Raw genomic sequence first — 12986 nt, 5'->3', positions numbered from 1 at the left:
ACCACTTTCACCAGAACTCAAGGACGAAGCAACCTGCCGCTAGCAGCGTCGCCGCCCTCGTTGTGGCGCTATATAGGGCGGACTAAGCCAAACTGTCAACACAGCTTCTGAGGTTTTTTGATATTTTTTTGACAGTCTTCCACAGGGCGGCAAATTCCGGGATTTCACCACTCTATATATACGAGGCGAAAGTGCCGTTGCGGAAAGCCGGGCCACAAACCAGCCTCATTGGACGATTAGCTTCCGCTGAATTTGAAAATCAGCCTTATTGCATCCAGACGAAGAACCGATTGCATTGTGGATATCGGCGTTTGGCCGCCTCGTCATTGACTTACGCGTCAACGGCAGGCAAAACTCTGATGCCCGTTTGGGAGCCTTCCCTATACAAAGGAAGACACCTTAGCATCGGATCAGCGCATAAGTCGCTTTTCTGACAAGCGATGTTCAAGCACGTTTTCGTGCCATCAGGTTAAAAAGAAGGGCCGACTATAGCAGTATGAAGGATATGGGGCCGAATAATCTCGATCCGGGTGACGAGCCCCCGCTGAGCGTAGGCGGACGGCGGCGGCCTCCTGATCGGCGCGAAGTTTCGGCACGCTGGCTTGCCGGCACCTTCCTGACTGGCGTTACGTCCTGCATGCTGATTGGTGTTGCACTTTTTGCAGCTCTCGATGGGCGCGAGCAATTGGCGACCCCGCCCGAAATTCTTGCCCTCAATGATATGCCAGGCGCCGCTGAGGAAAGTGCTGTCACCAAAGGTGGCCGTCTCGTCAGCACGGTTTCGGCTCAGCAACCGCGCGACCGCCGCCGGTTCGACCTTTCTACCATGCAGAAAGTCGGCGAACGCGAAGTGATCCGCACCCGCCCGTTCGAACTGGTGAGCATGGCTCTTGCGGTTGATCATCCGACCAGCCGCAAATATCCGGCATTCGATGCGCTGACCGTGTTCTCCGAAGGTCCCGCCGCGCCGCAACCGGCAGACACCGGCCAGATTTACGGCGCCAAGGTTGAAAGCGAAGTCAGTCTCCATGTTGTCGATTTTCCGCTGAACAGCGCGACCTTCGACGCATCGAGCGATTTGTCGGTCGATGAAGTTGAAAAGGTCGTTCGCGACACCGGCGGCCTGCTGACCGATGGCGATGTTCAGGTCGCCTCGCTGCATTATGTTGATCCGGCCCGCTTTGGCGGCAATGATTCTCCTTATGCGCTCGGCCCCGCCCTCGGCGTGAAGATCACGCAGGAAAATGTCAGCGTTGCGCCGAAGGCGAATGACGAACAGACCGAAGACGGCTTTTCAGAAGAACTGATTCCCTTCCGGCAGACCGCCGATATTGCGCAGGCGCTGGAAGATGCGGGCTATACTGGCGATGACACGTCGAACATGGTCGATGCGTTGAGCAAGATGATGAATTCGCCGCGCCTGAAGCAAGGCAGCGTCCTGCGCATCGGGACTGAAACCCGCGACGGCGAAGACCGCATCGTACGCGCGAGCATTTATAATCGCACCACGCACCTTGTTACCGTCACGTTGAACGACCGTCAGCAATATGTGCCGTCCGATGAACCCGAAGGAACGCCGCTTTTGCAGACGGCATTCGAGGGCAATGCTGTCCCCAGCGCCATCCGCGGCAACCTGCCCAATGTTTATGACGGTATCAGCCGCGCGGCCCTTGCCTATGGCATGACCGAAACAATGCGCGAACAGCTGGTCAAGATGTTGGCCACCGACGTAGACCTTCAGGCGCAGCTGACGCCGACCGACAATATCGACGCCTTCTTCTCGCTACCCGACGGTGCCGACGAACAGGACAAGGCAGACAACGATTCGCAGCTGCTTTATGTGGCGGCTACTTTCAGCGGCACGACCCGAAAATTCTACCGCTATCAGGCGCCAGACGGCAGCGTCGATTACTTCGATGAGAGCGGAAAGAGCGCAAAGCAGTTTCTGCTGCGCAATCCGGTGCCCAACGGTGTGTTCCGCTCCCCGTTCGGCATGCGCCGCCATCCGATTCTCGGTTATAGCCGCATGCATACCGGCGTCGATTGGGCAGCACCGCGCGGCACGCCCATCATTGCGACGGGTAATGGCGTCGTCGAGAAGGCAGGCTGGTCCAATGGTTATGGCAATCAGACCCTGATTCGTCACGCCAATGGCTATGTCAGCAGCTACAATCACCAGAATGCGATTGCCCGTGGCGTGACCGCCGGCGCAAGAGTGCGTCAGGGCCAGGTGATCGGCTATGTCGGTTCGACCGGTCTCTCGACCGGGCCGCATTTGCATTATGAAATGATCGTCAATGGAACCAAAGTCGATCCGCTTCGCATCCGCCTGCCGGATAACAAGGCCTTGAAGGGCAAAGAACTTGAAGCCTTCAAGCAGGAGCGTGATCGCATCGACGCGCTTTTGAACAGCGACGATAACGGCACCAAGCTTGCTGCCAACGCATCGACCAAGGGATAACAGAAAGCCGGGAAAGCAATGCTTGTCCCGGCTTGTTATATGACCCGTGCAGGTCGAACTATTCGGAAAACTCGACGGTGACGCCTGCCTTGACGAGCTTGGCCAGTTCTTCTGCGTCCCAATTCGTCAATCGCACGCAGCCATGGCTCGACGTCTTGCCGATCTTTGACGGCTCCGGCGTTCCATGGATACCGTAAGTTGGCTTGGACAGCGCAATCCACACGGTGCCCACCGGCCCGTTCGGTCCCGGCGGAATGGTCAGAACCTTATCGTTATTGCCCTGCTTGAAATTGATCTTGGGATTATAGGTGTAATTCGGGTTGATCGCGATACGCTCCACCTGCACGATGCCGGACGGCGACGGATTATCCGATGAACCGATGGTTGACGGATAGGCCACGACGAGCTTGCCGCTTTCATCATAGCCACGAACCTGCTTGCGTCCCTTGTCGGCAATAATTCTCGCCACCTTGGCGCGCACCGGCTTGCCGAGATTCGGCACTTTGACGATGGTACCCGGCTGATTGAAATTCACACCCGGATTGATTTCCTTCAGGTAATTTTCGTCGATGTGAAATTTCTCGCCCAGCATTTCCGTCACCGACGTATAGGCCATCGACGAGAGTTGCGCCTTATGGGCGTAATCTTCCGGGATCGAGGCCACATATTGGCGACCGACATCCTCGTTGGTGATCGTATATTCGAAGAAGGCCGCACCACCGGTTGCTTCCAACTCGGCATTCACTGCCGCGTCGTCCGTCGGATTGATGGATTTTCCAGTCAATTCGCCATAAGCGGCAGCAGCCTTGTCGACATTGCTGCCTGAGCGGCCGTCAATAACGCCGGGCGATGCGCCAGCGCGATCAAGCAGCACCTGAAAGGCTGCGATCTTGGCCTTGGCGCCCTCGCCCTTCGGCATTTCGATGGCCGGGGCCATGTCGCTCGATTGCGGCACGTTGCGGGGCTGCTCGTAGCCGGGCTGACCGTAATTGTCCTGACCGCCATAATTCTGGTCGATGCTAGCGGAATTGGTGCCCGTATTATCGGGATAGTTTTCGCCGGACGGCGGCAATTCCGAACGCTGCACCTGACCATCCTGATTGCCGCGATAGCTCGGATCAGACGGGGCGGCGGGATAATAATTCGGGTCTTCCGGCACATTGCTGAAGCCGTCATAGGGCGAACCGCCATCAACCGGGCCGTTCAGTGTCCAGTTGTCGTCTTCCTGCGGATCACGACGGCTGTTGTGACCGCCATAGCTGTTGCGATCATAGCTATTGGCATCCTCAACGCTGATGATGCGCCCACGACGATCCATCGTCACGCGTCGACCATACTGGTCGATGTAAACGCGCACGCGCCGGTCGTGATAGACCTCTTCGCCGGGATCATAGAGCTGCGCCAGTTGCACCGGGGCTTCCGTGAGCGTGGCATCACGGGTTTCTTCTGCGAAAGCGCCCGCACCGGTAGCAGGAAGCGCCGCAGAAGCGAACAATGCGAAACGAAGCATGCGTATGGAATGCGTCATGAAGGAAGTCCCAGGTGCCCGTAATATCAGACCGTTCAATCGGATCGTCAGATCATGGATGCCGCGAATATGGTTAATAACTGATTATCCGAGTATCAGCAGATGCCAGATGAACTGGACATGAAAATGGCCAAGTGACGACAAGTTTTATGAAATTTGTATCTGTAAAATTTCTTCATGCTTGCGGCACATCCGAAGCCGGATGCGGTAGAGCCCAAGAAAAAGCGCCGCAATCTTACGACTGCGGCGCTTTGTTGGGGCAAGCGGGAGGTCAGGCTTCCACGCTTTCGTTCTTCGGATCGGGTTCCAGAGCACCACGAACCGGGCGGAAGTTGAGCCTGTCCGAACCGGCGGTGATCTTGACGAGCGAACCATCCAGAATGTCGCCCAGCAAAATGCGCTCGGCGAGCGGGTCCTGGACTTCCTTCTGAATCACCCGCTTCAAAGGACGTGCGCCGTAGGCCGGATCATATCCTTTGTTGGCGAGCCATTCGCGCGCATCCTCTCCCAGCTCCAATGCGATCTTGCGATCGGTAAGCAAGGTCTGAAGACGCTGCAACTGGATATCGACAATCGCCCCCATATCCTCGCGGCGCAGCCGGTGGAACAGGATGATTTCATCGACACGGTTCAGGAATTCCGGCCGGAATGCCGCCCGGACCACACCCATCACCTCATCACGAACACTTTCGACATCATCCTTCTCGCCCAGATTGACGAGATATTCGGCGCCAAGATTGGACGTCATGATGATGACCGTGTTGCGGAAATCGACCGTGCGGCCCTGACCGTCGGTCAGACGCCCATCATCCAGAACCTGCAACAGCACGTTGAACACATCGGGATGCGCCTTTTCGATCTCATCGAACAGGATCACCTGATATGGCCTCCGGCGAACAGCTTCCGTCAGCGCACCGCCTTCTTCATAACCGACATAGCCGGGAGGTGCACCGATCAGACGGCTCACGGAGTGCTTCTCCATGAATTCCGACATATCGATACGCACCATCGCGGTGTCGTCCTGAAACAGAAACGATGCCAGTGCCTTGGTCAGTTCGGTCTTGCCGACGCCCGTCGGCCCAAGGAAGATGAACGAACCGATAGGCCGGTTCGGGTCCTGAAGACCCGCACGCGCACGGCGCACCGCCTTGGAAACCGCTTGAACGGCTTCGCCCTGACCGATGACGCGCTTTGCAAGCTCATCTTCCATCCGCAGCAGCTTTTCGCGCTCGCCTTCGAGCATCCGGTCAACCGGAATGCCTGTCCAGCGCGAAACGACCTGCCCGACATGTTCCGGCGTCACGGTCTCTTCCAGCAGGGAACCCTTGTTCTCCTGGCTTTCAGACTGGGCAAGTTCCTTCTCAAGCTGCGGGATCTTGCCATAAGCAAGCTCACCAGCCTTCTGGAATTCACCGTTGCGCTGTGCGGTCGCCAGTGCATTGCGCGCTTCCTCAAGCTGACGCTTGAGATCGGCGGCAAGGCCGAGCTTCTGCTTTTCCGACTGCCACTTGGCGGTCAGTTCAGCTGATTCTTCTTCCAGATCGGTCAGCTCTTTTTCAAGACGCTGCAAACGATCCTTGGAAGCGGCATCGGTTTCCACCTTCAGGGCTTCGCGCTCGATCTTCAGCTGCATGACGCGGCGGTCGATCTCGTCGAGTTCTTCCGGCTTCGAATCGACTTGCATGCGCAGACGCGATGCGGCCTCGTCCACAAGGTCGATAGCCTTGTCGGGCAGGAAGCGGTCGGTGATGTAGCGGTTCGACAGCGTTGCGGCTGCGACCAGTGCGGAGTCCGATACGCGCACCTTGTGATGCTGCTCGTATTTTTCCTTCAGGCCGCGCAGGATCGAGATCGTATCCTCGACTGTCGGCTCATCCACGAACACCGGCTGGAAACGACGCGCAAGTGCGGCATCCTTCTCGACATATTTGCGATATTCTTCCAGCGTGGTCGCGCCGACGCAGTGCAACTCACCACGCGCCAGGGCAGGCTTGAGCAAGTTGGACGCATCCATCGCACCATCGGTCTTGCCTGCACCGACAAGCGTATGCATCTCATCGATGAAGAGAATGACCTGACCGGCAGCCGTCTGCACTTCTGACAGGATCGCTTTCAGCCGTTCCTCGAACTCGCCGCGATATTTCGCACCGGCAATCAGCGCGCCCATGTCGAGCGCCATCAACTGCTTGTCCTTCAGCGATTCGGGCACGTCGCCATTAACGATACGCAGCGCCAGACCTTCAGCAATAGCTGTCTTGCCGACGCCTGGCTCGCCGATCAGCACCGGATTGTTCTTGGTGCGGCGCGACAGAACCTGAATCGTACGACGGATTTCCTCGTCACGACCGATCACCGGATCGAGCTTGCCGTTGCGGGCATCCTCGGTCAGATCACGCGCATATTTCTTCAGCGCGTCATAATTGCTTTCGGCAGAAGCGGAATCGGCAGTGCGGCCCTTACGCATATCGTTGATGACCTTGTTCAACGCCGTCGGTGTGACACCGGCTGCGGCAAGAATTTCAGATGTCTTTGCGGATTTCTCGATGGCCAGCGCCGTCAGCAGCCGTTCGACCGTGACAAAGCTGTCGCCCGCCTTGCTGGCAAGCTCTTCGGCAAGCGTGAAAACCTTGGCCAGCGGCTGCGAGAGATAAAGCTGGTCGTTGCCGCCCGATACTTTCGGCAGCTTTTCCAATGCGCTCTGCAAACCGAGGCGCACATCGGCAATGCGTCCACCAGCCCGCTCGATCAACGATGCGGCAAGCCCCTCATCGTCATCGACAAGGATTTTCAGGATGTGCTCAGGGGTGAACTGCTGGTTGCCGGACGAAAGCGCGAAGGTCTGCGCCGACTGAATGAAACCGCGAACGCGTTCCGTGTATTTTTCAATATTCATAATGTCTCCTTTGCCCTCCAGCCCTCTAGAGGCACCGGAAGATGTTGGGTGACGAAGCCCCCGCAAGGGCGGGCTTCATGTCTTTCCAAGACAGGATATGGGACTATGACCGCCTTTCGGCAAGGGTGGGCAACGCAAGCGCGACCAAATAAAAATGGCGCGGAAAACCGCGCCATTTTCAAATTGGATATCGAAACGCTTAAGCGTCCGAATCGACAGGTTCCGTTGCTGGCGTATCGCTGCCGGCATCTTTAGCAACACGGCGCGGACGACCCGGACGACGGGTGGCGCGACGCGGCGCAGCTTCATCATCAGCCTTTGCTTCGACAGGTGCTTCTGCCGGAGCCTCAACCGGTGCAGCTTCGGCAACCACCGGAGCAACCTTTGCAGCCCGGGCGACCGGAGCTGGTTCCTGTGTTTCCACGGGAGCTTCTACGACCGGCTGTTCGCCTGCTTCACCGGCCTGCGCTTCCGGGCGCTCTTCGGCATTGAAGCGTTCACGTTGCGGGCGGCGTCCACGTCCAAGGCGGCGATCGCGATTGTCACGTTCGCGCGGCTGGCGGCTTTCGCCGCTTTCCTCGCCATAGATTACTTCGGCAGGGGTGCCTTCGATGACCGGCTGCGGGCCCGAACCATTGACCGGACGCGGCTCTGCGGCCACGGCTGGCGTGAAGCCGGTATCGTCGTCATCGGCGCCGTCATCGTCGAAGGTTTCTTCGCGCTGGAACGGCACCGGATTCTGCGCCATGGCAGCCATGATGATGCGGTTGTAATGTTCAGCGTGCTGAAGATAGTTTTCAGCCATCACCCGGTCGCCAGAAGCCTGAGCGTCACGCGCGAGGGTCGAATATTTTTCTGCAATATGTTGCGCATTGCCACGGATCTTTACGTCAGGTCCGTTGCTTTCGTAATTACGCGACAGAGGATTGGGGCCCTTGCGGTTATTGTTATTATTATTGTTGTTATTCCCCCGTCCGCGCATACGCCTATTCTGCTGTGCTGGCCTCATATTCATCTCTTTTCAGATTAAAGGGCGCAGAAACGTTGCGACGAAAAAAGCCGCCTGTTTCTTGCTATTGAGCCATGGAGGAAGCACGCCCTAAAACTTCCTACACATCGACTATTCTTAAAGCGCGCCGCATTTCATATTGTTCGCGTGACGCACATTAAGGGGTTGCTTTTATGCATGCCGTTCCCGGAAAACCGGTCCCCACTTTTCCGCGACATGCCTCTCAGCTCCGCATATCCAGATGGATGGCCGGAACCTGACGGTTGCATTGTGCAAGGCCCATTCCGAAAAGCATCGCTTTTCGGGACCATGCCTGAAAGTCGTGTACTTCCGTACGAGCCATCTCCAAAGGCTTAGACCCCGGGAGAGCATGACCTCAAATCGTCATGGAGCATTTCCGCCACGGCCCTCAAAAAGCGGGCAAAACCATTCTGGCTGTATACGGTGGCCGGAAACTAAACGGCTTCGCGGCAAATTCCAAGTGTTTTTTCGCGCCGTTGGGTATCAAAATTTCGTTTATGATTTTTGCGCAAAAAGCATGGCCCTTCTATGGCCGCCCAGATCACGCGCATCGTTTGCGAGTTCAAAACCCGCTTGCTCAAACAGCGCTTTTACATCCTGGAATTGTCCGGCGCCGATTTCTACGGCAACCATACCACCTTCATATAGGTACTCAACTGCCCGTTCTGCAAGGGCGCGGTAAAAATTCAGCCCATCCTGACCGCCATCCAGCGCCGCAAGCGGATCATGCTCGCGCACTTCCCGCGACAGACCGGCAATGTCTTCATGCGGAATATAGGGCGGGTTTGAGACGATCATATGAAACCGTCCGCTGATATTGGCGAACCAGTCGCTTCGCAGCGCCGCGAAACGTTCGCTTACGCCATTGTTCGCAGCGTTGATTCGCGCCGTAGCCAGCGCGCCTTCCGACACATCGAGACCGATGCCATGCAATGTCTCGAAGCGATGCAGGAGCGAGATCACAATCGCCCCGGTCCCGGTGCCCATATCGAGCAATTCGGCGACGCCATGTTTTTCGATCAGCGCTTCTAGCGGCGGAATAACCAGTTCCACCAGCGCTTCCGTATCCGGGCGCGGTTCAAGCGTTTCCGCGGAAAGCCGGAATGGCAGGCCGTAAAATTCGCGAACGCCGATAATGCGATGCACGGGTTCGCCTTTTGCACGACGCTCCAGCGCCGCGCGCAAGGTCTCGACACGCTCCGCATCGATCTGCCGGTCCGGCGCGGAAATCAGATCGAGCCTTGTTGCGCCCGTCGCCCATTCGATGAGCAGGCGCGCATCAAGATCGGGCGTTTCGAGCGCGGCATCGCGCAACTGCCGTCGCGCCTTCGCTGCCAGAACGTCAAGACGCTCGCTACTCACGCTCAGGCGCCCAGTTCGGTCAGAAGTGCTGTCTGGTGATCGGAAATCAGCGCATCGACCAGTTCGTCGAGATCGCCTTCCATCACACGGTCGAGCTTGTAGAGCGTCAGGTTGATGCGGTGATCGGTAACGCGGCCCTGCGGGAAATTGTATGTACGGATACGTTCCGAACGGTCACCGGAACCGACCTGGCTGCGGCGCGCTTCCGAGCGTTCACTTTCCGCCTTCTGCCGTTCCATATCGTACAAGCGGGCGCGCAGGATCTGCATGGCGCGGGCGCGGTTCTGGTGCTGGGATTTTTCCGCCTGAACCACCATGATGCCGGTCGGAATATGGGTGATGCGCACGGCCGAGTCAGTCGTGTTGACATGCTGTCCGCCAGCGCCCGATGCGCGCATCGTATCGATGCGGATATCCTCGTTGCGGACCTCGATATCAATGTCTTCGGCTTCCGGCAGCACGGCAACCGTCGCAGCCGATGTATGAATACGCCCGCCAGCCTCGGTTTCCGGCACACGCTGCACGCGATGCACGCCCGATTCGAACTTCATCTTCGAGAACACGCCCTTGCCGGAAACCGTCGCGATGATTTCCTTATAGCCGCCCGCATCGCCTTCGCTGGCAGAGACCAGCTCGACGCGCCAGCCCTTTTCGCTGGCGTAGCGCTCATACATGCGGAAGAGATCGCCCGCGAAAAGCGCTGCTTCCAGTCCACCCGTACCGGCGCGAATTTCAAGAATGGCGTTCTTTTCGTCAGCAGCATCCTTGGGCAAAAGCAGAATCTGCACTTCCTGCTCCAGCGCCTCGACGCGCTTTTCGACCTCCGGCAATTCCTCGACAGCCAAGGCGCGCATTTCGGCATCCGTCGACGCATCGTCGCGCATCGCCGCCAGATCTTTCGCTTCGCCACGCGCATCGCTCAATTCGCGAATCTTGCCGACGACTTCCTGCAATTCGGAATATTCGGAAGCAAGCTTCACATAGGTTTCCGAATCCGGATTGTCGGCCATCTGGCTTTCGATCATCGAGAACCGCTTCAAGAGCTGGTCCATCCGGTCCTGCGGCAATGCGATCATGTCATGTCCTAAAAACTGTCGTCCGTGTGCAAATGTGCGAAACCGGGCCTGCCGCATTCCGCGCCACACCCGGTCATTCTATGCAATTTGCCTTGCTATAACGGAATATCGTTGTCTTCTGCAAATCGAAGCATCAATTCGCGCAGCGAATGCGCGACGTTCGGCTTGTCCAGCTCTTCATTGAGAAGCGCATTCAGCTTCGTGGTATCGAGCGCGCCGAGCATCGCCTTGACCGGGCCGATGGCCGCAGCCGACATGGAGATGGAGCGGAAGCCGAGGCCGATGAGCGTCATCGCCGTCAGCGGACGTCCTGCCATTTCACCGCAGAGCGTGACCGGCTTGTCATGCCGGTTGCCGGTATCGACAATATGGCGCAGCGTCCGCAGGAAAGCCGGAGAAAGCTGGTCAAAACGACCGGAAATCAGCGAATTGCCGCGATCCACCGCCATCAGGAACTGGAACAGATCGTTGGAGCCGACGGACACGAAATCAACCGCCGTCATCAGCTCGTCCAGCTGCCACAACAGGGCTGGAACTTCGACCATCGCGCCAAGCTTCATCCGCGTCGGAAGCGCATGCGCAAACCGCGACAGATGGCGCACCTCGCGCTCGATGATCTCACGCGCCGCCTTCACCTCGGCAACTTCCGTCACCATCGGTAGCATGAGCTTCAGTTCACGTCCGCCCGCCGCCTTCAAAAGCGCGCGCAGCTGGGTGCGCAGCAGACCCGGACGGTCGAGCGTGAGACGGATGGCGCGCCAGCCAAGCGCCGGGTTTTCTTCCTGCGCCGATGCGCTGAAGTAAGGCAGCACCTTGTCGCCGCCAATATCGAGCGTGCGGAAAGTGACCGGCTTGTCGCCCGACGCTTCCATGACCGAGCGATAGAGCCGCTCCTGCTGCTCCGCCCGCGGGAAAGTCGAGGCGACCATGAACTGCAGCTCGGTGCGGAACAGGCCGATGCCCGATGCGCCCGATGCCGCAAGCTGCGGCAGGTCGACCAGAAGGCCCGCATTCATCAAAAGCGAAATATCGACGCCATCCTTGGTCAAGGCGGGCTTGTCGCGCAATTCGCGATAATGCGCCTGACGCCGCGCCCGGAAGCGAACCTTTTCCGCATAGGCCGATTCGAGATCGGACTGCGGACGCAGATGCACCACGCCCTCGTCGCCATCGACGATGGCGGCATCGTTGTTTTCCGCCATGGAAACGGCGCCCTTGGCCTGCCCCACCACGGGAATCCCCATAGCGCGCGCCACAATCACCACATGGCTCGTCGCTGCACCGTCTTCCAGCACCACGCCGCGCAAACGCTCACGCGGATAGTCCAGCAATTCGGCGGCGCCCATGGAGCGCGCCACGATGATCGCATCCTTGACCAGCGATTCGGCCATCGTCTTGATGTCGCGGCCCATCAGCTGGCGCAGCAGACGATTGGCAAGATCATCAAAATCCGACAGGCGCTCGCGCATATAGGGATCGGTCAGATGCATCATCCGCGCGCGCGTGTCGCTCTGCACCTTTTCGACTGCGGCTTCTGCGGTCAGACCGTTATGGATCGCCTCTTCCAGACGCCGCACCCAGCCACGATCATGCGCGAACATGCGATAGGCTTCCAGCACTTCGCGATGCTCGCCCTCAATGGCCACATCGCGGCGCGACAGCATGTCGTCGATGGAAATGCGCAGGGAACCGAGCGCCTGATCGAGACGGGCAAGTTCCGCCTGACTATCCTCATTGAAGAGATTGGTGACGACAATGCGCGGCTCATGCAGCACGACGTGACCAAGACCGATGCCGTCATTGAAGGCCGCCCCGGTTACGCTCATCGGGCGGCCCATATCAAGGTCGATGCCGGGGCGCACGAGCTTCAGCCCATCGCCGGATGCGATGATTTCGGCAAGCACCATGGCTGTCGTTTCAAGCGCTTCGACTTCATCTTCACGATAGGCGCGCTTGGTGCGGTTCTGCACGACGAGAACGCCCATCGTGCGGCCTGCGCGCAGCACGGGAACGCCGAGGAAAGAATTATACACTTCTTCGCCCGTTTCCGGCAGATAGGCGAAGGCCGGATGGCTTTGCGCATCAGTGAGGTTCAACGGGCGCGCGCTTGCAGCAATCGTGCCGACAAGGCCCTGACCGAGACGCAATTGCGCCAGATGGACCGACTGAGGGTTCAAACCTTCGGTGGCGTAGAGTTCGAGTACGCCGTCAGCGCGAAGCACATAGAAGGAGCAGACTTCCGCGACCATATTCTGCGCGATTTCACGGACGATCCGGTCAAGGCGCGGCTGCGGCTCAAGCGGCTCAGCCATCAATTCGCGCAGCCGCTTCAGCAGCACGCGGGGACCGGTTGTCTGATCGCGCATGATCGTCGGACACTCCTCTTGTGCAGTTTCGGCACCGAGGTGAAGCGGCTTTCCGTGCGAACTGCGGCGAATAAAGAGAAAACGGCTTTGCTTGCTCCGTACTACCGAAAGCCGTTCGGACTGGTGGCCCGCTTTCGCCGACCGATTCCCATTACCCGCCCGCGACGCGTTACGCCAACCCCTTTGTGAGCATTTTTGACACTGCCGTCTAGTGCTTTAAGCAGAAATTCTGCCAGGTTCCGGAACGAAAAAATGCCGCGAACCATTTAC

General features: G+C 58.2%; 7 protein-coding genes. 1 reads left to right on the top strand and 6 read right to left on the bottom strand.

Annotated elements, in window-relative coordinates:
- Positions 1-496 precede the first annotated feature (496 nt).
- Positions 497-2461, top strand: coding sequence for a M23 family metallopeptidase (locus tag FIC94_RS21485; protein WP_140026357.1), 1965 nt, complete (start codon positions 497-499; stop codon positions 2459-2461).
- 58 nt (positions 2462-2519) lie between these two features.
- Here FIC94_RS21485 and FIC94_RS21480 read toward each other — a convergent pair whose 3' ends face one another.
- The 6 genes from FIC94_RS21480 to ptsP all read right to left on the bottom strand — a co-directional run bounded on the left by FIC94_RS21480 (position 2520) and on the right by ptsP (position 12716).
- The gene (locus FIC94_RS21480) at positions 2520-3989 is read right to left on the bottom strand and encodes a L,D-transpeptidase (protein ID WP_140026356.1); all 1470 of its coding nucleotides are present in this window, start codon (positions 3987-3989) and stop codon (positions 2520-2522) included.
- A gap of 271 nt (positions 3990-4260) precedes the next feature.
- The gene (gene clpB, locus FIC94_RS21475; protein WP_109369867.1) at positions 4261-6882 is read right to left on the bottom strand and encodes an ATP-dependent chaperone ClpB; all 2622 of its coding nucleotides are present in this window, start codon (positions 6880-6882) and stop codon (positions 4261-4263) included.
- A gap of 199 nt (positions 6883-7081) precedes the next feature.
- Positions 7082-7891, bottom strand: coding sequence for a DUF4167 domain-containing protein (locus FIC94_RS21470; protein ID WP_109370326.1), 810 nt, complete (start codon positions 7889-7891; stop codon positions 7082-7084).
- A 516-nt stretch (positions 7892-8407) separates the two neighbouring features.
- Positions 8408-9274: a peptide chain release factor N(5)-glutamine methyltransferase gene (gene prmC, locus FIC94_RS21465; RefSeq protein ID WP_140026355.1), complete on the bottom strand. Its 867-nt coding sequence runs from the start codon at positions 9272-9274 to the stop codon at positions 8408-8410.
- A gap of 2 nt (positions 9275-9276) precedes the next feature.
- The gene (prfA, locus tag FIC94_RS21460) at positions 9277-10350 is read right to left on the bottom strand and encodes a peptide chain release factor 1 (RefSeq protein WP_140026354.1); all 1074 of its coding nucleotides are present in this window, start codon (positions 10348-10350) and stop codon (positions 9277-9279) included.
- A gap of 95 nt (positions 10351-10445) precedes the next feature.
- Positions 10446-12716 (bottom strand): phosphoenolpyruvate--protein phosphotransferase, encoded by a 2271-nt coding sequence (gene ptsP, locus FIC94_RS21455; RefSeq protein WP_109369870.1) that lies wholly within the window; start codon positions 12714-12716, stop codon positions 10446-10448.
- Positions 12717-12986: the final 270 nt, after the last annotated feature.

Origin of the sequence: Ochrobactrum teleogrylli (assembly GCF_006376685.1) — a bacterium.
Taxonomy (GTDB): domain Bacteria; phylum Pseudomonadota; class Alphaproteobacteria; order Rhizobiales; family Rhizobiaceae; genus Brucella; species Brucella teleogrylli.
This window is presented reverse-complemented; position numbering and strand designations above follow the sequence as displayed.